The sequence below is a fragment of the Mycobacterium scrofulaceum genome (assembly GCF_002086735.1).
Classification (GTDB): Bacteria; Actinomycetota; Actinomycetes; order Mycobacteriales; family Mycobacteriaceae; genus Mycobacterium; species Mycobacterium scrofulaceum.
On the sequence record NZ_MVIJ01000027.1, the window covers coordinates 1 to 24,575 of the forward strand.

Here is a 24,575-nt window from a genome sequence, read left to right on the forward strand (position 1 = left end):
CGGGGGCACCGGCAGTCGCGTGGTCTTGGCCTCCGTCGGCTGGCCGGGCCGGGTCTGCAGGCGCGTGGTGTTGGCGGCGTCGGCGGGGGGCGCCGGGCTGCGCATCGTCGCCCCAGCGGGGGCGTCGTGCCCCGGCTTCGGCTCGGCGGGACGGGTCGCGCGCGACGGCTCCAGGGCGCCGGGGTGCGTGGGGTCGTGCGGCGGGCGCGGCGGGGCGGCGGCCAGGCTGGCCGCCACCGGGGGCCGCGCGGGCCGGCCGTTGAGCGTCGGCCGCTTGCGCTCGTCGGGCAGGTCGATCTCGCCCAGCCCGATCCGGTTCTGCAGCCGCCGGGCCCAGCGCGGCGCCCACCAGCAGTCGTCGCCGAGCAGCTTCATCACCGACGGCACCAGGAACATGCGGACCACGGTCGCGTCCAGCAGCAGCGCCGCCATCAGGCCGAACGCCAGGTATTTCATCAACACGAGGTCGGAGAACACGAACGAACTGGCCACCACGGCCAGCACCAGCGCGGCGGCCGTGATCAGGCGCCCCGTGGTCGCCGTGCCGATCCGGATGGCCTCGGCGGTCGACATGCCGCGTTCGCGCGCCTCCACCATGCGGGACACCAGGAATACCTCGTAGTCGGTGGCCAGGCCGAAGCCCACCGCGACCACCAGCGCGATCACCACCACCATCAGCGGGGTCGGCGTGAAGTTGAGCACGCCCGACAAATGCCCGTCGACGAAGATCCACGTCAGGATGCCCATCGTCGACCCGAGCGTCAGCGCGCTCATCAGCACCGCCTTGACCGGCAACACCACCGACCCGAACGCCAGGAACATCAACAGCAGCGTCGCGCCCAGCAGCAGCACCAGCATCAGCGGAGCCTTGTCGAACAGGCTGTGGATGCTGTCCTGCTCGAGGGCCGGCGTGCCGCCGACATAGAGGTTGAGGCCCTTCGGCGGGCTGATCGCCCGGAGTTCGCTGATTTTCTTGGCGGCGTCGTTCTTATTGACCAGGCCGTTCTGGATCACGCGCACCGAGCCGTCCTTGGGCACCGTCGTGCCGTTCGGCCCGGCGACACAGGGGTTGCCGGCGATGGTCGGGCACGGCCGCTCCTCCCAGGTCTTGTCGGTGAACCCGCCGATCGAGGAGATCCTGTTGCGGATGTCGGCGACCTGCTGGTCGGTGACCTTGCTGTGGTTGGTGCTCTGGATCACCATCGTCAGCTGTTCGGTGCGGTAGCCGGGGAAGAGCTTGTCGAAGTGTTCCTGCGCCTGGCGCACGGGGTTGGTGGGCGGCAGGTACTTCTCGCTCATGCCGCCGAACGACAGGTTGCCCAGCGGGATGACCAGCAGGATCATGCCGACGGCGATCGGGATGGCGAACGCCAGCGGGCGCTTCATCACCCAGTTGACGAGCTTGCCCCAGAAGCCGGCCTCGACCTCTTCGCGGGTCTTGGTCTTCTGCAGCCGGTCGGCGAGCCAGTTGAGGTAGGCGCGCGAGTACTTCCAATTGCGCAGGAACGGCACGCGGAACGCGGTCCGCACGCCCAGCGCGTCGACGTGCCGCCCGAGGATGCCCAGGCAGGCCGGCAGGAAGGTGATCGACAGCAGCGCGGCGAGGCCCACCGCGGCGAAGATCGCGTATGTCAGCGAGTGCACGAAGCCCTGCGGCAGAACCAGCAGGCTGGCGCTCGACGCGATGATCAGCACCGCCGAGAACGTCACGGTGCGCCCGGCCGTCATCACGGTGCGCCGCACGGCGGTCTCGGTGTCGTAACCCTCGGCGATCTCCTCCCGGAATCGGCTCACCACGAAGAGCCCGTAGTCGATCGCGATGCCCAGGCCGATCAACGACACCACCGGCTGGGCGAAGTAGTGCACCGGCCCGAACACGGCGACCAGCCGCAGGATGCCCAGCGAGCCCGCGATGCTGAGCCCACCCACGATCGCCGGCAGGCCCGCGGCGACCGCACCGCCGAACACCAGGAACAGGACCACCGCCACCATCGGGACCGCAAGGACCTCCATGCGGCGCTGGTCGGTGGCGATGGTTCCGGTCAGGGCGTTGGCGATGGGCTCGAGGCCGGCCAGCTGCACGGTGCCGCCGTCCAGCTTCTGCAAATCGGGCGCGATGTCCTTGTAGTTGTTCAGGATGCTGTCGTCGTCGTCACCCTTGAGCGGAATCGAGACGAAGGTGTGCTTCCTGTCCTCGCTGACCATCCCCTTGATCAGGGGGTTCGTGCTGTCGGGCGCGGCCAGCCAGCCTGCCCAGCCGACGACCTGGTCAGGATGATCGGCCTTGAACTTGTTCAGCTGGCCGACGATCTTGTCGCGCCACGCGGCGTCGTCGACCGTTTTTCCGCTGGGCGCGGTGAAGGTGGCGACGATGTGACTGGTGCGGTCGCGGCCGTAGGTCTGGTCGCCCAACACCGAGGCCTTCACGGATTGACTGCCCTCGTCGTAGAAGCCGCTCTGTGTGACATGCTTGCCGAGGCTCATCCCGAAAACCCCACCCAGCAGGCACAGAGCTACCGTGACCCCGATCACGATGTACCGATAGCGGTACACAGTCCGACCCCACCAGGCGAACACGCAAGCTCCTTACTGGATCGTTAACGACCCGCGCATCGGTTTTCCAGTGTCACACACGCGCGGTCAACAGCGCGGACAGCGGCCTGAACGGCTGCAGCCATGCTCCCTGGTCAGGCAGCGAATCTAGGCCGATTCGCGGCAGCGGCTCCCGGAACACACCGTTGATGTCCTCCAGGTCGACGAAGTCCAAGGTATCCGACGCTAGCGCCCAACTCGCATGTTCGCGAAATCCGATGACCTGGACCGCGACTCCGGTGCGCGCAATTTCCTCCAGCGGCTCGCGAAACGCCTGCCCGTCGGCCGACGCCACCACCAGGGCCGCCAGCCCCTCGCTGCGCCGCAACTCGATGTGGGCGAGCATGTCGCGGTCGACGTCGCTGTCCTCGTCGATCTTCGGTTTGGCGAACACCGCGAACCCGACGTTGCGCAGGGCATCCACCCAGGGCCGGACGACGTCGGCGCTGGCCGGCGCGATGTTGGTGAAGACGGTGGCCTCGGGTTCCACGACGACGCCCGGCCGGCCGGCGCTGACCTCGGCGGTACGCCCCAGCAGCCAGCGGCCCAGGGCGTCGAACCGCGGCCGCTCCAGCGCGGTGGGGCGACGCCCCAGGATCGAGCCGAGCCCCATGTCGAGGTTGGGCGCGTCCCAGACCAGCAGGACGCGACCGCCCGGAGGCGAGAAGCTGCCCAGCGCGTCGTCGGACAACACGGCGGGGGACTCGAGGGGGTCTGCTGCTGCGGTCTGTTGTTCCGCCAGGCTCATGGTCATCGCCTACTCGTGTCGTAGCCAGATGAATTCGGTCACCGCGCTGCCCGCCTCGTGGGCCTTCGTCTCGTATTTGGTGGTCGGCCGCACCACCGAGATCGGCAGCCCGGCGTCGTCGGGGTCGACGCGGGACAGCCGCGGTTCGGCGTCGCCCACCTCGGCGATGTGCTCGGCGTAACCGGGGTGATCGGTCGCGACATGGAGGACACCACCGGGGAGTAACCGGTCGGCGATCAGGCCAATCGTGCCCGGCTGCAGAAACCGGCGCTTGTGGTGACGGGCCTTCGGCCAGGGATCGGGGAAGAAGACGCGGACCCCGGTGAGCGAACCCGGCGCGATCAGCCGCTGCAGCACGTCGAGGGCGTTCCCGCGGATCAGCCGGATGTTGCCGACGCGCTCGCGGTCGATCGCGCACAGCAGCTGCGCCAGTCCCCGCTTGTAGATCTCCACCGCGATCACATCTATATCCGGCTCGTCCTTGGCCATCGCCAGCGTCGACGTGCCGCTGCCGCAACCGATCTCGAGCACCAGCGGTGCGCGGCGGCCGAACCAGCCGCGGGTGTCCAGTGGCGGCTCCCCGGCGCCGGCGCCCTCCCCGGCCGGGGCGCCCACCGACAGCCCCAGCTCCGGCCAGAGCCGTTCCCAGGTTTGCCGCTGGGCGTCGGAAAGGGCGGAACGTCGGGAGCGAAAGGTCGATGCCGGAAGGTAGCGCTGGTCGCGACCGCCGTCCGACTCCTCCTCCGGCGCGCCCGGACACACTCCCACCCCGGGTTGCGCATGCATTTGTCCATGGTGGCCCATAAACCGGTGATGTAGCCGCCCCTGGTCCAGATTGATACCCAACAGTTGCCTTCAGCTGGTAACAGTCAAACGGTGGCTCGCATCAAAGTGACGCAAGTGCCACCATTCGGTGGGACCCGACCGGCCCCCGGGTCGGATCCATCGAACCGAACGCAGGACATGAGGGGACGATGAGGGGACAAGGACACCAGGTCTTCGTCGACGAGTTGGCGCGCTTTGCCGCCGGCCACGCCGACCCGCGCGTCGCGGCCATCGCCGAGCGGACCGCCGCGCCGCTGCGCGCGCTGGTTCGGGGGCGCCGCGGGGCGGGGCGCGGCACGGTGGCCCGCGCGCTGGACCGTGCCGGGGCAGGCGCCGGGATCGCGGTGACGACGGCCGAGCTGCGCGACGCCGACGTCGTCGTGCAGGTGATCACCGAGGTGGTCAAGCCGGAAGACGCCGAGGCCATCGCCGCCGCCGGCCGCCCGGTGGTGGCGGTGCTGAACAAGGCCGACCTGGCCGGATCCCTTTCCCGCGGGGACGGGCCCATCGCGGCGGCACGGACCCGCTGCGCGGAACTGGGCGGCCTGGCGGGCGCGCCCGTTCTCCCCATGGCCGGGCTGCTCGCGGTCGCCGCGCTCGACGACCTGGACGCCCCGCTGTGGGCCGCGCTGCGAACGCTGGCCGCCCACCCGGGCGCGGCCGCCTCCCTGGACGGTTCGTTCGCCGGGTTCCTGGCGGCGGACAACCCCGTGCCGGCCGACGTGCGGCTGCGGCTGCTGCAGACACTGGACCTGTTCGGCATCGCGCTCGGGGTCGCCGCGTTCCGGCAGGGCAGGACGGCGGCCCAGGTGCGGGCGCTGCTGCGCCGGACCAGCGGCGTAGACGCCGTCCTGTCGCAGCTCGCGATCGCCGGCGCCGAGGTGCGCTACCAGCGGGTCCTCGACGCCGGCGCGGAGTTGGCGGCGCTGGCCGTCGGCCCAGGTGCGGCCGCCGAGCGGATCAGCGCGTTCCTGTCCCACGACGACACCGTGGTGGCCCGGATGGCGGCGGCCGTCGACCTGGCCGAGGCGGCCGGGCTCGACCCCGACGAATCGGGCGTCGCCGACTGGGACCGCGACCCGTCCGCGCACCTGCCGCGGGCCGTGCGCTGGCAGCGCTACAGCCGCGCCTCGGGGAACGACCTGCACCGGGCCTGTGGGGCCGACATCGCCAGGGGAGCGATGCGGCTGTGGTCGCAGGCCTGCGGCTCGCTGCCCGGGCATTCGCCGGGGGACTGGCGATGAGCGGCGACAAGCCCGACGATCCGGTCGCTGCCGTCGACGCGCTGGTGGCGGGCGTCGCGCCGGAGCTGGAAGCCCCCGCCATCCACCGCCGCGAGGTGGTGCTGGTGACCGGGCCGTGGCTGGCCGGCGTGAGCGCGGTGGCGGCGGCCCTGCGGGAACGGCTGCCCGAGCAGAAGTTCGTCGAGTCGGCGGAGCTGGGCTCCGCAGAAGCGCCGACGGCGGTGGTGTTCGTCGTCTCGGCGGCGGCCGAGCTCACCGCGTCCGACTGCGCGCTGCTGGACGCCGCGGCCGCGCACACCGATGCGGTGGTCGGGGTGGTCTCCAAGATCGACGCGCACCTCGCGTGGCGCGACGTCCTGGCCGCCGACCGCGGGACGCTGGCCGCGCACGCGCCGCGCTACGGCGGCGTGCCCTGGGTGGGGGCGGCCGCGCTGCCCGACGTCGGCGAGCCCGACGTCGACGCCTTGGTGCAAACCCTCTCGGCGCGGTTGGCCGACCCCGAGCTGGCCCGCCGAAACAGGCTGCGGGCCTGGGAGTTCCGGCTCACGACGGTCGCGCAGCGGTTCGACCGCGAGGCCGACGGCGCCGGGCGGCGGGCGCGGGTCGACGCGTTGCGCGACGAGCGCAGCACGGCCCTGCGGCAGCGGCGCGAGGCGAAAACCGAGCGCACCATCACGCTGCGCGGCCAGATCCAGCAGGCGCGGGTCCAGCTGTCCCACTTCGCCCGCAACCGGTGCTCGTCCGTGCGCAGTGAGCTGCAGGAGGACGCCGCCGGATTGTCCCGGCGCGACATGCCCGGCTTCGAGGCACGCACCCGTGACCGGCTGCACGAGGTGGTCGCCGAGGTCAACGACGGCACCGCCACCCACCTCGCCGACGTCGCGCACGTGGTGGGGGTCGCGACGATCCTGCCGCCCGCCGACGAGCTGCCGACGGTCGACGTCCCGCCGCCGCCGCTGAAGTCGCGCCGCCACGAAACCTGGCTGATGATGCTGCTGGGCGCCGGGTTCGGCCTGGGCGTGGCGCTGACCCTGAGCCGGCTGATGAGCGGGCTGGCGGACCGGCTCAGCCCCGCGCTGTCCGTCGTCGCCGCCGTGACGTGTGTGGCGATGGGACTGGCGGTCACCGTCCTGGTGGTCCACATTCGCAGCCTGCTGCGCGACCGGGCGCTGCTGGACCGGTGGGCGGGCGAGGTGACCTCCTCGCTGCGTTCGGTGGCCGAGGAACTGGTCGCCACCCGCGTCCTGGTGGCCGAGTCGGTGCTGAGCAAGGCGGTAATGGCTCAGGACGAGGTCGAGGGCGCGGAGGTGGGCGACCAGGTCAGCGCCATCGACCGCGAGCTGCGCGCGCACGCCATGGCCGCCTCGCGGGCGGCGGCCGCGCGGGACCGGGAGATGCCCGCGGTGCGCGCCGCCCTGGAGTCCGTGCGTGCAGAACTGGGAGAAGCGGGTATGTCTACACCCGACGATTCCGCTTCGGACGGGGAAAATGCCGCCGCCCCCGATGCGACCGAAAAACCGGCATCTAGGAGCGGTGACAGTGATCTTTCGGGATCTTCTGAATCGTTGTTGTGAGAAGGCTTATACCTGCCCGAGACCGCCCCGACAAGATCCTCACGATAACCTGTAGTTAACGCCACCATGTTCACCGTTGTGTGGGCGACCGCATACGCGACAGGCACCCAAGAAGCCCGAGTACAAAGAAGAATTCAGGAGACTTCGATGACCTCAGCGACCATTCCCGGTTTGGACACCGCGCCCACGAAACATCAGGGGCTGCTGTCGTGGGTACGGGAGGTCGCCGAGCTCACCCAGCCCGAGCGGGTGGTGTTCACCGACGGTTCCGACGAGGAGTGGCAGCGGCTGACCGACCAGCTGGTCGAGGCGGGCACCTTCACGCGGCTGAACGAGGAGAAATACCCCAACTCCTTCCTCGCGCTGTCCGACCCGTCGGACGTGGCCCGGGTGGAGTCGCGGACGTTCATCTGCGCCGAGCGCAAGGAAGACGCCGGGCCGACCAACAACTGGATGGACCCCGCCGAGATGCGGTCCACCCTGACCGACCTGTACCGCGGCTGCATGCGCGGCCGCACGATGTACGTGGTGCCGTTCTGCATGGGGCCGCTGGGTGCGGACGACCCCAAGCTGGGCGTGGAGATCACCGACTCCGAGTACGTGGTCGTGTCCATGAAGGTGATGACCCGGATGGGTAAGGCCGCGCTGGAGAAGATCGGCGACGACGGCTTCTTCGTCAAGGCGCTGCACTCGGTGGGCGCCCCGCTGGAGCCGGGCCAGCAGGACGTCGCGTGGCCCTGCAACGACACCAAGTACATCACCCACTTCCCGGAAACCCGCGAGATCATGAGCTACGGCTCCGGCTACGGCGGCAACGCCCTGCTGGGCAAGAAGTGCTACTCGCTGCGCATCGCGTCGGCGATGGCGCACGACGAGGGCTGGCTCGCCGAGCACATGCTGATCCTCAAGCTGATCTCCCCGGAGAACAAGGCGTACTACTTCGCCGCCGCCTTCCCGTCCGCCTGCGGCAAGACCAACCTGGCCATGCTGCAGCCGACCATTCCGGGCTGGCGCGCCGAAACGCTCGGCGACGATATCGCCTGGATGCGGTTCGGCAAGGACGGCCGGCTGTACGCGGTCAACCCCGAGTTCGGCTTCTTCGGGGTGGCGCCGGGCACCAACTGGAAGTCCAACCCCAACGCCATGCGCACCATCGCCGCCGGCAACACCGTGTTCACCAACGTCGCGCTGACCGACGACAACGAGGTGTGGTGGGAAGGCCTGGAGGGCGAGCCCGACCACCTCGTCGACTGGAAGGGCAACGACTGGTACATCCGCGAGACGGAAACCAAAGCCGCGCACCCGAACTCGCGGTACTGCACGCCGATGTCGCAGTGCCCCATCCTGGCGCCGGAGTGGGACGACCCGCAGGGCGTGCCGATCTCGGGCATCCTGTTCGGCGCGCGCCGCAAGACCACCGTTCCGCTGGTGACGGAGGCCCGCGACTGGCAGCACGGGGTGTTCATGGGTGCCACCATGGGCAGCGAGCAGACCGCCGCCGCCGAGGGCAAGGTCGGCACCGTGCGCCGCGACCCGATGGCCATGCTGCCGTTCCTGGGCTACCACGTCGGTGACTACTTCCAGCACTGGCTGGACCTGGGCAAGAACTCCGACGAGTCCAAGCTGCCGAAGGTGTTCTTCGTCAACTGGTTCCGCCGCGGCGACGAGGGGCAGTTCCTGTGGCCGGGCTTCGGCGAGAACAGCCGCGTCCTGAAGTGGATCGTCGACCGCATCGAACACCGGGCCGGCGGCCAGGACACCCCGATCGGCGTGGTGCCGTCGGCCGACGACCTGGACCTCGACGGGCTCGACGTCGACGGCCAGGACGTCGCGCAGGCGCTGGCGGTCAACCCCGACGAGTGGCGGCAGGAACTGCCGCTGATCGAAGAGTGGTTCGAGTTCGTCGGCGACAAGCTGCCCACCGGCGTCAAGGACGAGTTCGAGGCGCTCAAGCAGCGGCTGGCCGACGCCGGGTAGGCCGAGCGAACCGAGAAGTCACACCGCGCGCCGCGAGTCGGGCCTCGCCTTCTTCTCCGCGTACATCAGCTCGTCCGCGCGGGCCAGCAGTTCCTCCACGGTCGCGTGCTCGGCGACGGGCGCCTGCACCAGGCCGACGCTGGCGGACAGCCGGTAGGGCCGGTCGCCGGTCTCGTTGAAGGCGCGGAACGCCTCGGCGAGCCGCTCCTTGACCCCAGCGGTGCCGCTGTCGCGTTCGGTGACCAGCACGCAGAATTCGTCGCCGCCCAGGCGGGCGACGATGTCGGACTCCCGCCGGATCGCCCGCAGCACCGCGGCGACGTCCTTGATCAGCGCGTCGCCGACGTCGTGGCCCTGTTCGTCGTTGACCCGCTTGAGCCCGTCGACGTCGAGGAACGCCAGCACGCAGTTGTGGCCGAGATGGTGTGCCCCGCGCAGCTTCTGCTCGGCGAGCAGGTAGAAGCCGCGGCGATTGTTCAGGCCGGTCAGTTCGTCGGTGACGGAGAGCCGGCTGATCTCCTCGTTGGCGCTTTGCAATTCGGCGGTGCGATCGCGCACCCGCTGCTCGAGTTCGGAGTACACCTGCACGTTCTCCATCGCGATCGACGTCGAGTCGGCGAGGGCCTGCAGCAGGCGCACCTCCTGCTCGGACGGCGGATGCCGGTGGGCCCAGTAGTTGCCAATCGCCCCGATCGGGTCGCGCTTGCGGATCGGGACCATCACCAGGCTCTTGACGAACGTCGCGCGGTAAATCCCTTGCGGGATGCGCGCGTCGCGGAAGACATCCGGGATGATCGCCGCTTCGCGGTGCAGCATCGCCCAGCCGCTGACGCAGGACTCGATCGGGAATCGGCTGCCCTTCCAGAGCGGAGCGATGGCGTCTTCGTCGGCGTAGTAGCACCTGTTGTCGTCGCGCAGCACGAACGTCGCGCCGTCACAGCCGGTGAGCTCACGCGCCGAGGACCGGACGATGCGCTGGATCTCGGGCAGGGTGCGCGCCAGCGACAATTCCTGGACCGCCTCGAGCAGGCGCTCCATGCCGTCGACGTAGTCGTAGACGCCCAGTCGGTCGGTCGCCGCGCAGCACGTCGCCCGCGTGGAGAGGCGCTCGGCGTCCATGCGCACCTCCGTACGAGACCGGCCGCCGCGTCACGCCGGCGTCGTCAAGGCAAGTTACCGTACGCCGACCCGGGCCGCATTCGCCGGCGGATTCGCCGGTCGCGAGCCTCCGCCGCCCGGGCGACCACCACTTGACACCCGTCAAGTTTTTCGGCGGTACAGTCTGCGCATGCAGATTCGCGAGTACCTCGGCAGCGGCAAGCCCGCCGTCATCCTCCACCCGTCCGGCACGGTCATCACGTTCGACGAGCTGGAGGCGCGGGCCAACCGGCTGGCGCACTACTTCCGGCGGGCCGGCCTCACCGAGGGCGACGTCGTGGCGATCCTGATGGAGAACAACGAGCACATGCACGCGGTGATGTGGGCGGCGCGGCGCAGCGGTCTGTACTACGTGCCGATCAACACTCACCTGACGGCGGCCGAAGCCGCCTACATCGTCGACAACAGCGCCGCCAAGGCGATCGTCGGGTCGGCGGCACTGCGCAAGACGTGCGAGAACCTGGCCGAGCACCTTCCCGGCGGCCTGCCCGGGCTGCTGCTGATCGCCTTGGAAGAGGGAGAGGCCGACCTCGCCGGCTGGCAGCGCTACCCCGAATGCGTTGCGGGCGAGCCCGACACCCCGATCGACGATGAACGGGAGGGCGACCTGCTGCAGTATTCGTCGGGCACCACCGGCCGGCCCAAGGGCATCAAGCGCGAACTGCCGCACGTGCCGCCGGCCGAGGCGCCGGGCATGATGTCGGCGCTGGTCAGCTTCTGGATGAACCCGGACTCGATCTACCTCAGCCCGGCGCCGCTGTATCACACCGCGCCGTCGGTGTGGTCGATGAGCGCGCAGGCCGGCGGGGTCACCACGGTCGTGCTGGAGAAGTTCGATCCCGAGGGCTGCCTCGACGCCATCCAGCGTCACCGCGTCACGCACGGCCAGTTTGTCCCGGCGATGTTCACCCGCATGCTGAAACTGCCTGAGGCGGTGCGTAATTCGTACGACCTGTCCAGCCTGCAGCGGGTGATGCACGCCGCGGCGCCGTGCCCGGTGGAGATCAAGAAGCAGATGATGGACTGGTGGGGGCCGATCATCGACGAGTACTACGCCTCCTCCGAGGCGCACGGGTCGACGTTGATCACCGCCGAAGAGTGGCTTGCGCATCCCGGTTCGGTCGGCAAACCCATGGGGGGCGCTGTGCACATCCTCGACGAGAACGGCAACGAGTTGCCGCCCGGGCAGGCCGGCGAGATCTACTTCGAGGGCGGGTATTCGTTCGAATACCTCAACGACCCCACGAAAACCGCGGCCTCGCGCAGCAAGCACGGCTGGGCCACCGTCGGCGACATCGGCTACCTCGACGAGGAGGGGTACCTGTACCTGACCGACCGGCGCCACCACATGATCATCTCCGGCGGGGTGAACATCTACCCGCAGGAGGCCGAGAACCTTCTGGTCACCCACCCGAAGGTGTTGGACGCGGCCGTGTTCGGGGTTCCCGACGACGAGATGGGGCAACGCGTGCTGGCCGCCGTGCAGACCGTCGACCCGGGCGACGCCACCGACGAGTTCGCCGACGAACTGCTGGCCTGGCTGCGAGACCGCTTGGCGCACTACAAGTGTCCGAAATCGATCGCCTTCGAGGCGCAGCTGCCACGCACCGACACCGGCAAGCTCTACAAGAACGGGCTGATCGAGAAATACTCGGTGTGACCCGTGCTCAAGGTGGTCGACCTGTCGAGCCCGCCGGACCCCGGGCCCGACACCGGCGCCGCATCCCCGCCGGGGGTGATCCTGGCGCACGGCGCCGCCGCCGACCTCGCCCGGAGCGAATCATGGCTGGATACTGCCACTTTCACCCTGACCGAGGATCCCTGTGACGATCGCCGGGTCGTCACCGTCGATTCGGTGTCCGACGCGCTCACCGAGCTGACCGCGCGCTGTCGCCGATGGCCGCACGCCAGCGGCGTCTGTGACGACGTGTTGCGCGCGGTGAACCCGGGCGGCCCGGCGCTGCCCGCGGTGCTGACCGAGTCGCTGGCGTACTCCACCCTGCAGGCCGGGCCCGAGTTCGCGCGCTGGCTACGCGAGCGCGGTCCGGCCCGCATGCCCGACATCGCCGACCCGGTGCGGGCCCACCGCGACGGCGACACGCTGCGCATCGCCTTCAACCGGCCGCAACGTCACAACGCGTTCTCCACCGACGCGCGCGCCGCGCTGCTGGAGGCGCTGACCGTCGCGCAACTGGACCCGTCGGTGACCGGGATCGTGTTGAGCGGCAACGGACCGTCTTTCTGCAGCGGTGGGGACCTCGCGGAGTTCGGCACCTTCGCCGACCCCGCGAGCGCGCACCTGGCCCGCACCCGGCACAGCCCCGCCCTGGCGCTCCATGCCCTGACGGCCCGGCTCGGCCGCGGCTGCAGGGCGGAGGTGCACGGCCGCGTGCTGGGCAGCGGGCTGGAGATGGCGGCGTTCTGCGGGTGGGTCACCGCGCGGGGGGATTCGGTGTTCGGACTACCCGAGCTGCAGCTGGGGCTGATCCCCGGCGCCGGCGGGACGCTCAGCGTCACCCGCCGGATCGGCCGGTGGCGCACCGCCTATCTCGTGCTGTCCGGCCGCACCGTCGACGCCGTGACCGCGCTGGCCTGGGGCCTGGTGGACGCGACCTGGGACTGAGCGGTGCCTAAGCCGTTGTCAGAAGCCCGAATACGTCGTGGTTGTGGTCGACGGCATGTTCGAGACGGCGATCACGCCGATGGCGACGTACAGGATCACCATGATCACCGCGAACACCGCGCCGGCGATGGCGCCGATGATGGCCCACTTTCTGGCGTTGTCGGCCGCCGCCTGCGCCTCGGCGTACCGCCCCTGCGACCACAGCCCGGACACCTTGGTGGAGTAGACGATCGACACGATGCCGAACGGCAGACAGCACAACACCGTGACCAGAATGGCCCAGACGAGATAGTTCTCCGGCTCCGGCTGTCCCGGCCAGCCCGGTTGCGGCGCCTGCCAACCCGGTTGCTGCCCCGGCCAACCCGGCTGCGGGCCCTGCCAGGGCGGGGGCTGACCCTGCCATTCCGGGGAGCCCTCGTACGGCCCTGGGGGATAACTCATCGCAGCCGACTTTCCTTCGTTGCAGTAAGTTTTACTCCCGCGCAGCTTTGCTGGCTTGAGAAGTCAGGCAAGGATACAGCACGCCCCGACGTCAAGCCCGCACATTCGGGCGCGGGCTCAGATGCCGCCGCGCGCCACCAGCTGCCCGGCGATCACGTTGCGCTGAATCTCGTTGGTGCCCTCGCCGACGATCATCAGCGGCGCGTCGCGGAAGTAGCGCTCCACGTCGTACTCGCACGAATAGCCGTAGCCGCCATGGATTCGCACGGCGTTCAAGGCGATTTCCATCGCCACCTCCGAGGCGAAAAGTTTGGCCATGCCGGCCTCCATGTCGCAACGCTCGCCGCTGTCGTAGCGTTCGGCGGCATAGCGGGTGAGCTGCCGCGCGGCCGTGAGTTTGGTCGCCATGTCGGCGAGGTAATTGCCGACCGACTGGTGTTTCCAGATCGGCTTGCCGAAGCTTTCCCGCTGCTGGGCGTACGCCAGCGCGTCCTCGAGCGCCGCCGTGCCCACTCCCAGGGCGCGGGCCGCCACCTGGATGCGGCCGGTCTCGAGGCCCTTCATCATCTGCGAAAAGCCTTCGCCCATCCGGCCGCCCAGCACCGCGGACTCGGGCACCGGGAAGTCGTCGAAGGACAGCTCGCAGGACTCGACGCCCTTGTAGCCCAGCTTGGGCAGGTCCCGCGACACCGTCAGCCCGGGCCCGTGTCCGACGAGCACGATCGAGATGCCCCGGTGCCGAGGCGCGGCGTTCGGATCGGTCTTGCACAGCAGCGCGATCAGCCCCGAGCGCCGCGCGTTGCTGATCCACGTCTTGGCGCCGTTGATCCGCAATTGGCCGGGGGCGCCGTCCGCGCCCTCAACAGGCAGCGCCGTCGTCGTCATGTTCTGCAGGTCCGAGCCGCCGCCCGGTTCCGTCAACGCCATGGTGGCCCGCAGCTCGCCGGTCGCCATCGCCGGCAGATACGCCCGCTTCTGCTCCTCGGTCCCGAACAGCGTCAGCAGCTTGGCCACCACGGTGTGCCCGCCCATCGCGCCCGCCAGGCTCATCCAGCCGCGCGCGAGCTCCTCGGTGACCCGCACATAGCACGGCATGGACACCGGCGACCCGCCGTATTCCTCGGGAATGGCCAGGCCGTAGATGCCGATCCGCTTCATCTGCTCGATCCACGCCTCGGGATAGGTGTTGGCGTGCTCGACCTCGCGGACGGTCGGCTTCACGTCGCGGTCGACGAACGCCCGCACCGTGGCGACCAGCATCTCTTCCTCGTCGTTCACCTGTGAGCACCCTCCAGCATCGATGGTGGCAGACCCGCTTCGCCCGGCTTCGCCGCGCTCGCGATCGCCACGGGTTGACCCTCGATTCGACAGCCTGCCAGCATGTGGCGTTGTGACTAGTGACGGGTATGCGGGGATCCGCGCCGGCGGGCCGTACTTCGACGACCTGTCGGTGGGCCAGGTGTTCGACTGGGCGCCGGCGATCACGCTGTCGTCAGGACTGGCCGCCGCACACCAGGCGATCGTGGGGGACCGGCTGCGGCTGGCGCTGGACGCCGACCTGTGCGCCGCCGTCACCGGACTGCCCGCACCGCTCGCGCATCCGGCGCTGGTCTGCGACGTGGCGATCGGGCAGTCCACGCTGGCCACCCAGCGGGTCAAGGCCAACCTGTTCTACCGCGGGCTGAGGTTTCACCGCTTCCCGGTCATCGGCGACTCGCTGTCCACCCGCACGGAAGTGGTTGGGCTGCGAGCCAATTCGTCCAAGCCGGGGAGGGCCCCCACGGGACTGGCGGCGCTGCGGATGACCACCGTCGACCAGGCCGGCCGGTTGGTGCTCGATTTCTACCGTTGCGGCATGCTGCCCGCCGGTCCGGATTGGCGGCCGGAACGGGCGCCGCACGACGACCTGTCCACCATCGGCGCCGACGCGCCGCCCCCCGCGGCGGATCCGACCGCGCGGTGGGACGCCGACATCTTCAAGAACAGGGTGCCCGGCCCGCACTTCGACCGCGCCCTGGCCGGAGCGGTGCTGCACAGCACCGGCGACGTCGTCAGCAGCGCCCCGGAACTCGCCCGGCTCACCCTCAATATCGCCGCAACACACCATGATTCGCGCGTCGGCGGACGGCGGCTGGTGTACGGCGGGCACACCATCGGACTCGCCCTTGCCCAGGCGAGCAGGCTGCTGCCCAACCTGGTGACCGTGCTGGGCTGGGCGTCCTGCGAGCACACCGGACCCGTCCACGAGGGCGACACCCTCTACAGCGAGTTGCACGTCGAGTCCGCCCAGCCGGCCGGGCACGGGGGAGTGCTGGGGCTGCGGTCGCTGGTCTACGCGGTGGGCGAGCCGGATCGCGCGGTCCTGGACTGGCGATTCAGCGCGCTGCAGTTCTAAGGCCTTTCGCGAGCGTGACGGCACTGCGAGATTCCCCGCGATTTTTCGCACGCCCACGAGACACAGACATATTCCCGGTGACGGCCACGCGCACAATGGGGGGCGTGAGCTCGGCTACGTCGATGTGGGGGAGCAGCGGGCTGGCCTGTCTGACCGGCTTACCGGACGGGCCGCCCGACTTCTCCCGCGCCACCGTGCTGACGCACGCCCGACGGGTCGCCGCGGTGGTCGGCGAGCGGTTGGGTGTCACGATCGATGCCGCCGGCCTGCTGGCCGGGCGGGCCGCCCTGCTCGGCCTGACCCGCCGCGGCCGGGTGTCCGCCGGCGGCGCCACCCGGTTGCTCATGGCCGCCGACGCCTGGTGCGCGATCACCCTGTCGCGTCCCGACGACATCGCCGCGGTCCCCGCCCTGGTGCAGGCCGACAAGGTGGCCGCCGACCCGTGGCCTGCGCTGCTGCGTTGGGCCGCAACGCAACCGCGCGCGGCGATCGTCGAGCGCGCGACGCTGCTCGGCATCCCGGCAGCGAGCCTGGGCGAGGTCGTGCGCGCGGCGCCGCGAATACGGCCACGGGGGGACCGGGGGCCGGCGCGCGACGCCGGCGGTCTCCTGGTCGCCGACCTGTCCTCCATGTGGGCGGGCCCGCTGTGCGCGCAGCTGTTGGCACGCGCGGGGGCGACCGTGGTGAAGGTCGAGAGCCCGGCCCGCCCGGACGGCACCCGCGGGGGCAACCCGGGCTTCTTTGACTGGATGAACGGACAAAAGCTCTCCTACTGCGTCGATTTCGACCGCCAGGCCGACGAGTTGCGTGCCTTACTGACCGTCGCCGACGTCGTGATCGAGGGCTCGCGCCCCGCGGCGCTGAGTCGGCGCCGGCTCGGGCCGGAGCACATCGAGCCGGGCGTGGGCCGAATCTGGTTGCGCCTCGAGGGACATCCAGACGGCCGGCCGGCGTTCGGCGACGACGCCGCGGTGGGCGGCGGGCTCGTCGGCGTCGCCGCCGACGGGCCGGTGTTCTGCGGCGACGCCATCGCCGATCCGCTGACCGGCCTGGAGGCGGCCCGACTGGTCGCCGATGCGCTGGGCCGCGGTGGCGGCGAGTTGATCGAGGTGTCGATGGCGACCGTCGCCGCCGGGTATGCGGCGCTGCCGATGCAGGCGTCGGTCTCGAACCGCCCCGCGCCGCCTCCGCCGGCCCCGCCGCCGGCGCGGTCGGCCGCGCGGCTGGGCGAGGACAACGACGCGGTGCGCCGCCTGGTGGCCGAAAAGGCCTGCCGGCCATGCTGATCCGGCGGGCCACGCTGCTGGACGGGACCGTCACCGATATCCGGGTCGGTGAACGGATCGAGGAAATGGGTGATGGCCTGGTCGCCGAGCCCGGTGAGGGCGTGCTGTACGCGGGCGGGGGGACCGTGCTGCCCGGCCTGCACGACCACCACGTGCATGTGCGGTCGGCGGCCTCCGCGCTGGACTCGTTCTTCGTCGGGCCGCCCGGGGTCAGCACGGAAACCGAACTGACGCACCTGCTGTCGAATGCGACGCCGGGTCCCGACGGCTGGATCCGCGCCGTCGGCTATCACGAGTCGGTGGCCGGCGAGCTGGACCGGACCGCGCTGGACGCCATGGTCCGCGGCGTCCCCGTGCGTATCCAGCACCGCAGCGGCGCGCTGTGGATCCTCAACTCCGAGGCGCTGGGCCGGGTGGGGCTCGCCGATCATCCCGACGGGCGGCTGCGCAGCGCCGACCACGGTTGGTCGGACCTGCTGCAGCGGCGCGAAAGCGACCTGGCGGAGCTCAGCCGGCGGATCACCGCGACCGGCGTCACCGGGGTCACCGACGCCACCCCCGACCTCGACGCCGACGCCATGGTGTCGCTGGTGGTGGCCCACCGGCGCGGCGAGTTCCGGCCGCGGCCGAGCTTCCTGTCCCCCGGCAAGAAGATCCTGCACGACGACCGCCTCGACCTGGACGGGCTCACGGACTGGATCGGCGGCCGGCACGGCGAGGGCCGGCCGGTGGCCGTGCACTGCGTGACCGCGGCCCAGCTCGTGGTCGCCATCGCGGCCCTGCGGGCGGCCGGCGGCCATCCGCAGGACCGCATCGAGCACGCCGCCGTCGTGCCCGACGACAACCTGGCCGACCTGGCCGACCTCGGCGTCACGGTGGTGACCCAGCCCAATTTCGTCGCCGAGCGCGGCGATCACTACCTCGCCGACATCCCCGCCGACGAGCATCCTCAGCTGTGGCGGGTCGCCTCCCTGCTGAAAGCGGCCGTGCCGGTGGGGCTGTCCACCGACATGCCGTTCGGCCACGGCGACCCCTGGACGGCGATGCGCGCCGCCGTCCACCGCACCACCCCCAGCGGCGCGGTCCTCAACGCGGACGAATGCGTCTCCGCCCGCGAGGCTTTGACGATGTTCCTGGGCCGGCCGGACCGGCCGGGCCAACCGCGCGGCGTGTCGGTCGGGGAACCCGCGGACCTCTGTGTGCTCAGCGAGCCGCCGGCGACGGCGCTGGCCGAGCTGGAGGCCGGCATGGTGGCGGCCACCGTCATCGGCGGTGAGCTGGTGTATTTCGCGATGTGACCCGCGGTCAGGCCGACGCGGCCAGGGCGGCCCGCAGAATATCGCACTGGCTGTCGAAGAACCGTTGCGAGACTTGAGCTTTGGGGGCGATGAGGTCGAAGCCGTGGAAGGCGCCCGGCACGGTCTCCACCTGGCACGGCACCCCGGCCGCCGTCAGCCGCTCGGCGTAGGCCAGGTCCTCGTCGTGGAACAGGTCGTGCGTGCCCACCCCGATCCAGGCCGGCGGCAGCCCGCCGAGGTCGTCGCGCCGGCCGGGCACGGCGACCCGCGGGTCGGCGTCGCCGAGGTACGCCGCCCAGCCGAACCGGTTGCTGCGGTTGTCCCACAGCCGGTAGTTCGCGTTGCGGGCGGTGGCCGAACTGCGGTCGTCCAGCATGGGATAGGTCAGCAACTGGAACGCGGGGCTCACCTCGGCGCGGTCGCGGGCCAGCAGGGCCAGGGCCGCCGCCAGCCCGCCGCCCGCGCTCGCGCCGCCGATCGCCACCCGGTAGCGGTCCACGGACGGCAGGCCGGCCAGCCAGGTCAACGCCGAATAGCAGTCTTCCAACGGCACCGGATACGGATGTTCGGGCGCCAGGCGGTATTCCACCGACGCGACGGTGATCCCCAGCCGGCGGCTGAACCCGCTGCAGAGCCGGTCGTCCTGTTCGGCGGTGCCGATCACGTACCCGCCGCCGTGGATCCACAGCAGCGCGCCGGTCGGTTCGGTGACGCCCGCCGGCCGGAACAGCCGAACGCCTGCCCCGGAACCCAGCGTGATCACCTCGACGTCGCGGACGGGCCTGCCCAGGCGCCCCCGCAGCGCGATCCCCGCCCGCATGATCGGCAGGGTCCGGGGACCGACCAGCCGGCGCGGCGCGAACCGGGCGATCCGTTGCAGGTCAGGGTGAACGTCGGTGTTCGGCACCGCATCAGTATCACCGACGCCGAAAACCCGGGGGCCTGGTATCAGTGATAGGCGGCGGCACAGACATCCGAAGACTTCGGGGAGGCAACGTGAGCGGAAACGCCCCTCGGCTCGAGCCGGGGTTCGTCGACACCGTGCTCGGCAAGATCCGCGTGCAGGTCAGCCCCGGCACCGGCGCGCCGGTGCTGATGTGGCCCAGCCTGCTGATGACCGGCGACCTGTGGGCGGGCCAGGCCGCGCAGTTCGGGGAGCGCCACCGCCTGGTGCTGATCGATCCGCCCGGCCACGGCGGCAGCGAGCCGCTCCGGTCGGCCTTCACGTTCGGCGACTGCGCCCGCTGCGTCGTCGACCTGCTGAACGGGCTGGGCATCGACAAGGCCCACTTCGTCGGCAATTCGTGGGGCGGCATGATCGGCGCGACGTTCGCGGCGCGGTATCCCGACCGACTCGACCGCGCTGTCCTGATGAATTGCACCGCATCGAAAGCCGGCCGCGCCCAGAAGGCCAAGTACGCGGCCATGTTGCGGGTCGCGGCGCTGCTGGGCGGGATTCGGCCGCCGCTGACGCGGTCGGCGTTGCGCGCCTTCCTCGGCCCGACGACGCTGCGCCGGAGGCCCGATGTGGTCGACGCCGTGCGCGCGAACCTGCGGGCGGTCGACATCGATTCGGTCCGCTGGGCGGTGCGCAGCGTCGTGCCCGCCCGCCCGGATCAGCACGCCCTGCTGCGAACCATCGCCGCCCCGGTCCTGGTGGTCGCCGGCGCCGAGGACGCCACCTTCCCCGTGGCCGAGACCCGGGCCATGGCGGAGTCGATCCCTGGCGCGTCCTTCAGCGTCCTCGACGGGATCGCGCACCTCGCGGCCCTGGAAGACCCCGCCCGGGTGAACGACCTGCTGGACTCCTTCCTGTTCGGCCCGACGGTCGCGGACGGCGAATGAACCGATTCGCTCCCGGGCGCGTACCCCAAGGGCGGTGGATTAGCCGAGCGAAGATCGGGGTATCGGTGGAATGCTGGCGAGCGCGGCACGCGTCGGCGTGCCGGCTGTTGCTGGTTCGTCGTCGCAACGTCCCTCACCGGGACCGAGCGTGGACCGCCCGGTCGGGCAGGACGCGAGGGACGTGAATGCTGGGGCACCTTTACGATCGCGCGCTGGGCGGCGAGCGATGTTGGATCCGGCACGACGACGGCGAACTGCGGCCGCTGCCCGCGCACCGCTGGTTAGGCGCGCGATGTCCCGACGACCCTTGTCCCGGTGATGGATCCGGCGACGCGTTCGACGAAGACTTCGACGAAGCCGTCACCCAGATGTGCACCGGCCCGACGATCGAATTGGGTTGCGGCCCTGGCAGATTGGTCGCGCGGCTGATTCAGCGCGGGGTACCGGCCCTCGGCATCGACCGCTCGGTGACCGCGATCCGGTTGGCGGGACGCGGCGGCGCGCCGGTCCTGCTCGGCGACGTGTTCGACCCGCTGCCCGCGATGGGCCTGTGGCAGACGGTATTGCTGGTCGACGGCAACGTCGGCCTCGGCGGAGACCCGTGCCGCATCCTGGGGCGCGCCGCCGAGCTGCTGGCGCGCGGCGGCCGGTGCGTGGCCGAGTTCGACGCCGAGAACATCGGCATCCGGTCCCGCTGGGTCCGGCTGGAGTCCGCGTGCGAGGTCGGGCCCTGGTTCCGCTGGGCGTCGGTCGGGGTCGACAGCGCCGCCGCCCTGGCCGCGCAGGTCGGTCTGACGCTGACCGGTGTGCGGCTGATCGGCGACCGGGTGATCGCGTGCCTGGCGGCCATGTGAGCGTGTCGCTCCCCGGCCGCCACCGCACCGACAGCAAACTACGCAAACGCTCGGCCGAGCGCGAATGCCTTCGAGGCAATCACCCGCCGGATGTCTTTTCGGCGTCGGGCGTTGCGTCGACGCAAACGTCAGTTTCGGACCCGGGGCCGGGGGTACGCTGCCCTCACACGACGGCAAGGAGGCCGACTATGACATCGTGCGCGAAGTGGTTGCTGCGGGCGCGTCCCGGCGACTACGCGCTGGCCTTGAGCGTCGCGGGTGCTTCCCTGCCGGTGGTCGGCAAGCACCTCGAACCGCTGGGCGGCCTCACCGCGATGGGCATATGGGGCGCCCGGCACGCCCCCGACTTCCTCTCCGGGATGACCAAGCCGCGGCAGCCGAAGGACGGCGCCGAACCGCCCCAGGAGCGGGTGAGCGCGCGTGACGTGTCCGTCGCGGCCCTGCGGGGAATCGTGTCGGCCGCCGACCTCGAACTGGACTGGCCCGCGGCGCTACGGACGCCGCCGATCTGGGACGCGATGCGTCAGCGCCGCTACCTCCACCGCCGCGCGGTCCACTACGGGGACCACCCCGCCCAGGTGCTCGACGTGTGGCGCCGCAAGGACCTGCCCGCGCACCCCGCCCCGGTGCTGATCTTCGTTCCGGGCGGCGCCTGGGTGCATGGCAAGGCCATGGGTCAGGGCTCCGCGCTGATGTCCCGGCTGGCCGAACAGGGTTGGGTCTGCCTGGCGATCGACTACCGCGTCGCCCCGCACCACCGGTGGCCGCGGCACATCATCGACGTCAAGACCGCCATCGCGTGGGCGCGCGCCAACGTCGACAAGTTCGGCGGCGACCGCGATTTCGTCGCCGTCGCGGGCTGTTCGGCCGGCGGCCACCTGTCCGCGCTGGCAGGCCTGACCCCCGACGACCCGCAGTACCGCGCGAAGCTGCCCGAAGGCGCCAACACGTCGGTGGACGCGGTGGTCGGCATCTACGGTCGCTACGACTGGGAGGACCGGTCCACACCCGAGCGGGACCGGTTCGTCGACTTTTTGGAGCGGGTGGTGGTCAAGCGCCGGATCGCCCGTCACCCCGAGGTGTTCCGGGACGCGTCGCCGATGGCCCGGGTGCACCGAAATGCGCCGCCGTTCTTGGTGATTCACGGGAGCAAGGACAGCGTGATCCCCGTCGAGCAGGCGCGCAGCTTCGTCGACCGGATGCGGGCCGTCTCGCATTCGATGGTCGGCTACCTGGAGCTGCCCGGTGCGGGCCATGGATACGACCTCGTGGACGGGGAGCGGGCCGGCGCGGCGGCGCACGCGACTTCGCTATTCCTCAACCAGGTTTATCGCACCAAGACAAACGCGGCCAAAGAGGTGATCTGAACTGCTGCTGCTGAGTATGGTCCCTCTATGGGCAAGGGGCAGCGGTGAAAAGGCTCAGCGGGTGGGATGCGGTCCTGCTGTACAGCGAGACGCCGAACGTGCACATGCACACCATCAAAGCCGCTGTGATCGAACTCGATTCCGATCGGCGTGACTTCGGCATCGAGGCGTTCCGCGAAGTCATCCGCGGCCGCTTGGGCAAGCTGGAGCCGTTCTGCTACCAGTTGGTCGAAATCCCGTTCAAGCTCCACCATCCGATGTGGCGGGAGCACTGCGAGGTCGACCTGGAGTACCACATCCGGCCCTGGCGGCTGCCCGCCCCCGGCGGGCGGCGGGAGCTGGACGAGGCCATCGGCCGCATCGCCAGCACCCCGCTGGATCGCGGCCGCCCGCTGTGGGAGATGTACTTCGTCGAGGGCCTGGCGAACAACCGGATCGCGGTGGTCGGCAAGATTCACCACGCGCTCGCCGACGGCGTCGCCTCGGCCAACCTGATGGCCCGCGGGATGGACCTGCAGCCCGGGCCGGAGGGCGGGCCGTACGTTTCGGATCCGGCGCCCACCACGCGCCAGCTGATGAGTTCGGCCTTCGCAGACCACCTGCGCCACGTCGGGCGCATCCCACACACGATCCGCTACACGGCCGAGGGCCTGCGCCGGGTGCGGCGCAGCTCGCGCAAGCTGTCCCCGGAGCTGAGCCGGCCGTTCGAACCGCCGGCGAGCTTCATCAACCACAAGATCACCCCCGAGCGCCGGTTCGCCACGGCCACCCTGGCGCTGGCCGACGTCAAGGAGACCGGCAAGCGGCTGGGCGCGACGATCAACGACATGGTGCTCGCCATGTCGGCCGGCGCGCTGCGAACCTTGCTGCTCCGCTACGACGGCCAGGCCGAACCCCTGCTGGCGTCGGTGCCGATGAGCTTCGACTTCTCGCCCGAGCGGATCTCCGGCAACCGGTTCACCGGGGTGCTGGTGGGCCTGCCGACCGATTCCGACGACCCGCTGGAGCGGGTGCGCTGCAGCCACGAGAACGCCATCGCCGCCAAGGAAGGCAACCAGCTGATGGGGCCGGAGCTGGTCAGCCGCTGGGCGGCCTACATGCCGCCCGCGCCCACCCAGGCCTTTTTCCGGTGGGCGTCCGGCCGCGACGGCGACAACAAGATCCTCAACCTGAACATCTCCAACGTGCCCGGTCCGCGCGAACGCGGCCGGGTGGGCGGGGCGCTGGTCACCGAGATCTACTCGGTGGGCCCGCTGACCGCGGGCAGCGGCCTCAACATCACCGTGTGGAGTTACGTCGACCAGCTCAATATCTCGGTGCTGTCCGACGGCGCCACGCTCAAGGACCCGCACGAGGTGACCGAGGCGATGGTCGCCGACTTCGTCGAAATACGCAGGGCGGCAGGGCTTTCTGAGGAACTCACGGTCGTCGAAGCGGCGATGGCGCCGGCCTGAGGGCCGTCGGTGGAAACGCGACTCTCGACTGGTGCCAACGTCATTTCCGCCGGCCGCTAGCATCTTCTGCGACAGCAGCCACCCCTAACCGAAGGAGCTGTGCGGCACGTGAGCGACGAAGCCAACGAACCCGAAGTCCTGGTCGAACAGCGGGATCGGATCCTGATCATCACGATCAACCGGCCGAAGGCCAAGAACGCGGTCAACGCTGCCGTGGCCAACGGCCTGGCCGAGGCGGTCGACCGGCTCGACGGCGACCCGGGCCTCTCGGTGGGCATCCTGACCGGCGCCGGCGGATCGTTCTGCGCGGGCATGGACCTCAAGGCCTTCGCCCGGGGCGAACTGCCCATCGTCGAGGGCCGCGGCATGGGCTTCACCGAGCGTCCGCCCGTCAAGCCGCTCATCGCCGCGGTCGAGGGCTACGCCCTGGCCGGCGGCACCGAGCTGGCGCTGGCCACCGACCTGATCGTGGCGTCCAGGGAGTCCGCCTTCGGCATCCCCGAGGTCAAGCGGGGGCTGGTCGCCGGCGGCGGCGGGCTGCTGCGGCTGCCGCAGCGCATCCCGCCGGCCATCGCGATGGAACTCGCGCTCACCGGCGACAACCTGCCCGCCGAGCGCGCCCACAGGCTGGGGCTGGTCAACGTGCTGGCCGAACCAGGCAGGGCGCTCGAGGAGGCGATCGCGCTGGCCGAGAAGATCGCCGCCAACGGGCCGCTCGCGGTGGCCGCCACCAAGCGGATCATCGTCGAGTCGCGCGGTTGGAGTCCCGAGAATATGTTCGCCGAGCAGAACAAGCTCCTGGCCCCGGTGTTCGCCTCCAACGACGCCAAGGAGGGCGCGATCGCCTTCGCCGAGAAGCGTCCGCCGCGCTGGACGGGCAGCTGAGCCACCGGC

General features: G+C 70.7%; 20 protein-coding genes. 13 read left to right on the forward strand and 7 right to left on the reverse strand.

Annotated elements, in window-relative coordinates:
* The 3 genes from mmpL3 to trmB all read right to left on the reverse strand — a co-directional run.
* A partial coding sequence (mmpL3, locus tag BST44_RS17510) for a trehalose monomycolate exporter MmpL3 (RefSeq protein ID WP_142274549.1) occupies window positions 1-2,577 on the reverse strand: 2,577 nt, incomplete at its 3' end.
* A 49-nt stretch (window positions 2,578-2,626) separates the two neighbouring features.
* Window positions 2,627-3,340: an NYN domain-containing protein gene (locus BST44_RS17515; protein WP_083178435.1), complete on the reverse strand. Its 714-nt coding sequence runs from the start codon at window positions 3,338-3,340 to the stop codon at window positions 2,627-2,629.
* Window positions 3,341-3,349: 9 nt separating this feature from the next.
* Window positions 3,350-4,144 carry a tRNA (guanosine(46)-N7)-methyltransferase TrmB gene (trmB, locus tag BST44_RS17520; RefSeq protein WP_208619828.1) on the reverse strand — a complete coding sequence of 265 codons (795 nt, stop codon included), beginning with the start codon at window positions 4,142-4,144 and terminating at the stop codon, window positions 3,350-3,352.
* Between the two features lie 170 nt (window positions 4,145-4,314).
* Between trmB and BST44_RS17525 the strand changes: the two genes are divergently transcribed.
* From BST44_RS17525 to BST44_RS17535, 3 genes are all read left to right on the forward strand, one after another.
* Complete coding sequence (locus BST44_RS17525) at window positions 4,315-5,409, forward strand: hypothetical protein (protein ID WP_083178380.1); 1,095 nt, start codon at window positions 4,315-4,317, stop codon at window positions 5,407-5,409.
* Window positions 5,406-6,983, forward strand: coding sequence for a hypothetical protein (locus BST44_RS17530; protein ID WP_083178436.1), 1,578 nt, complete (start codon window positions 5,406-5,408; stop codon window positions 6,981-6,983). Before BST44_RS17525 ends, BST44_RS17530 begins: the two co-directional genes overlap by 4 nt.
* A 147-nt stretch (window positions 6,984-7,130) precedes the next feature.
* Window positions 7,131-8,960 carry a phosphoenolpyruvate carboxykinase (GTP) gene (locus BST44_RS17535; RefSeq protein ID WP_083178381.1) on the forward strand — a complete coding sequence of 610 codons (1,830 nt, stop codon included), beginning with the start codon at window positions 7,131-7,133 and terminating at the stop codon, window positions 8,958-8,960.
* 18 nt (window positions 8,961-8,978) lie between these two features.
* Here the strand turns inward: BST44_RS17535 and BST44_RS17540 are convergent, their stop codons facing one another.
* Complete coding sequence (locus BST44_RS17540) at window positions 8,979-9,998, reverse strand: sensor domain-containing diguanylate cyclase (protein ID WP_244184855.1); 1,020 nt, start codon at window positions 9,996-9,998, stop codon at window positions 8,979-8,981.
* A 250-nt stretch (window positions 9,999-10,248) separates the two neighbouring features.
* Between BST44_RS17540 and fadD4 the strand changes: the two genes are divergently transcribed.
* A complete protein-coding gene (gene fadD4, locus BST44_RS17545; RefSeq protein WP_083178383.1) occupies window positions 10,249-11,778 on the forward strand; it encodes a fatty-acid--CoA ligase FadD4 in 1,530 nt (509 codons plus the stop codon).
* Window positions 11,779-11,781: 3 nt separating this feature from the next.
* A complete protein-coding gene (locus tag BST44_RS17550; protein ID WP_083178384.1) occupies window positions 11,782-12,741 on the forward strand; it encodes an enoyl-CoA hydratase/isomerase family protein in 960 nt (319 codons plus the stop codon).
* Window positions 12,742-12,759: 18 nt separating this feature from the next.
* On the opposite strand, the gene BST44_RS17555 is transcribed toward BST44_RS17550, so the two are convergent.
* Window positions 12,760-13,182, reverse strand: a complete 423-nt coding sequence (locus BST44_RS17555; RefSeq protein ID WP_083178385.1) for a CD225/dispanin family protein — start codon at window positions 13,180-13,182, stop codon at window positions 12,760-12,762.
* Window positions 13,183-13,299: 117 nt separating this feature from the next.
* On the reverse strand, window positions 13,300-14,460 hold the full coding sequence (locus BST44_RS17560; RefSeq protein WP_208619829.1) for an acyl-CoA dehydrogenase family protein: 1,161 nt from the start codon (window positions 14,458-14,460) through the stop codon (window positions 13,300-13,302).
* A 112-nt stretch (window positions 14,461-14,572) separates the two neighbouring features.
* Between BST44_RS17560 and BST44_RS17565 the strand changes: the two genes are divergently transcribed.
* The 3 genes from BST44_RS17565 to BST44_RS17575 all read left to right on the forward strand — a co-directional run bounded on the left by BST44_RS17565 (window position 14,573) and on the right by BST44_RS17575 (window position 18,161).
* Window positions 14,573-15,577 carry a MaoC family dehydratase gene (locus BST44_RS17565; RefSeq protein WP_083178386.1) on the forward strand — a complete coding sequence of 335 codons (1,005 nt, stop codon included), beginning with the start codon at window positions 14,573-14,575 and terminating at the stop codon, window positions 15,575-15,577.
* Between the two features lie 95 nt (window positions 15,578-15,672).
* Window positions 15,673-16,863 carry a CoA transferase gene (locus BST44_RS17570; protein WP_083178438.1) on the forward strand — a complete coding sequence of 397 codons (1,191 nt, stop codon included), beginning with the start codon at window positions 15,673-15,675 and terminating at the stop codon, window positions 16,861-16,863.
* The gene (locus BST44_RS17575) at window positions 16,857-18,161 is read left to right on the forward strand and encodes an amidohydrolase family protein (protein ID WP_083178387.1); all 1,305 of its coding nucleotides are present in this window, start codon (window positions 16,857-16,859) and stop codon (window positions 18,159-18,161) included. The genes BST44_RS17570 and BST44_RS17575 overlap by 7 nt, the downstream gene beginning before the upstream one ends.
* Window positions 18,162-18,168: 7 nt before the next feature.
* On the opposite strand, the gene BST44_RS17580 is transcribed toward BST44_RS17575, so the two are convergent.
* Window positions 18,169-19,068, reverse strand: a complete 900-nt coding sequence (locus BST44_RS17580; protein WP_083178388.1) for an alpha/beta hydrolase — start codon at window positions 19,066-19,068, stop codon at window positions 18,169-18,171.
* A 134-nt stretch (window positions 19,069-19,202) separates the two neighbouring features.
* On the opposite strand from BST44_RS17580, the gene BST44_RS17585 reads away from it, so the two are divergent.
* The 5 genes from BST44_RS17585 (at window position 19,203) to BST44_RS17605 (ending at window position 24,566) form a co-directional block, all read left to right on the forward strand.
* The gene (locus BST44_RS17585) at window positions 19,203-20,006 is read left to right on the forward strand and encodes an alpha/beta fold hydrolase (protein ID WP_439330735.1); all 804 of its coding nucleotides are present in this window, start codon (window positions 19,203-19,205) and stop codon (window positions 20,004-20,006) included.
* Between the two features lie 185 nt (window positions 20,007-20,191).
* Window positions 20,192-20,860: a class I SAM-dependent methyltransferase gene (locus BST44_RS17590; protein ID WP_083178389.1), complete on the forward strand. Its 669-nt coding sequence runs from the start codon at window positions 20,192-20,194 to the stop codon at window positions 20,858-20,860.
* A gap of 188 nt (window positions 20,861-21,048) precedes the next feature.
* Window positions 21,049-22,227, forward strand: coding sequence for an alpha/beta hydrolase (locus BST44_RS17595; RefSeq protein ID WP_083178390.1), 1,179 nt, complete (start codon window positions 21,049-21,051; stop codon window positions 22,225-22,227).
* A gap of 44 nt (window positions 22,228-22,271) precedes the next feature.
* Window positions 22,272-23,681 (forward strand): WS/DGAT/MGAT family O-acyltransferase, encoded by a 1,410-nt coding sequence (locus BST44_RS17600; protein WP_083178391.1) that lies wholly within the window; start codon window positions 22,272-22,274, stop codon window positions 23,679-23,681.
* A gap of 99 nt (window positions 23,682-23,780) precedes the next feature.
* A complete protein-coding gene (locus BST44_RS17605; RefSeq protein ID WP_142274550.1) occupies window positions 23,781-24,566 on the forward strand; it encodes a crotonase/enoyl-CoA hydratase family protein in 786 nt (261 codons plus the stop codon).
* Window positions 24,567-24,575: the final 9 nt, after the last annotated feature.

Excerpts from the sequence above, each read along its gene's own strand:
- fadD4 (WP_083178383.1), top strand. The coding sequence starts at position 10,249 with ATGCAGATTCGCGAGTACCTCGGCAGCGGCAAGCCCGCCGTCATCCTC.
- BST44_RS17590 (WP_083178389.1), top strand. The coding sequence starts at position 20,192 with ATGCTGGGGCACCTTTACGATCGCGCGCTGGGCGGCGAGCGATGTTGG.
- BST44_RS17575 (WP_083178387.1), top strand. The coding sequence starts at position 16,857 with ATGCTGATCCGGCGGGCCACGCTGCTGGACGGGACCGTCACCGATATC.
- BST44_RS17530 (WP_083178436.1), top strand. The coding sequence starts at position 5,406 with ATGAGCGGCGACAAGCCCGACGATCCGGTCGCTGCCGTCGACGCGCTG.
- BST44_RS17525 (WP_083178380.1), top strand. The coding sequence starts at position 4,315 with ATGAGGGGACAAGGACACCAGGTCTTCGTCGACGAGTTGGCGCGCTTT.
- BST44_RS17555 (WP_083178385.1), bottom strand. The coding sequence starts at position 13,182 with ATGAGTTATCCCCCAGGGCCGTACGAGGGCTCCCCGGAATGGCAGGGT.
- BST44_RS17540 (WP_244184855.1), bottom strand. The coding sequence starts at position 9,998 with ATGGAGCGCCTGCTCGAGGCGGTCCAGGAATTGTCGCTGGCGCGCACC.
- BST44_RS17570 (WP_083178438.1), top strand. The coding sequence starts at position 15,673 with ATGGGGGGCGTGAGCTCGGCTACGTCGATGTGGGGGAGCAGCGGGCTG.
- BST44_RS17515 (WP_083178435.1), bottom strand. The coding sequence starts at position 3,340 with ATGAGCCTGGCGGAACAACAGACCGCAGCAGCAGACCCCCTCGAGTCC.
- BST44_RS17535 (WP_083178381.1), top strand. The coding sequence starts at position 7,131 with ATGACCTCAGCGACCATTCCCGGTTTGGACACCGCGCCCACGAAACAT.
- trmB (WP_208619828.1), bottom strand. The coding sequence starts at position 4,144 with ATGGGCCACCATGGACAAATGCATGCGCAACCCGGGGTGGGAGTGTGT.
- BST44_RS17595 (WP_083178390.1), top strand. The coding sequence starts at position 21,049 with ATGACATCGTGCGCGAAGTGGTTGCTGCGGGCGCGTCCCGGCGACTAC.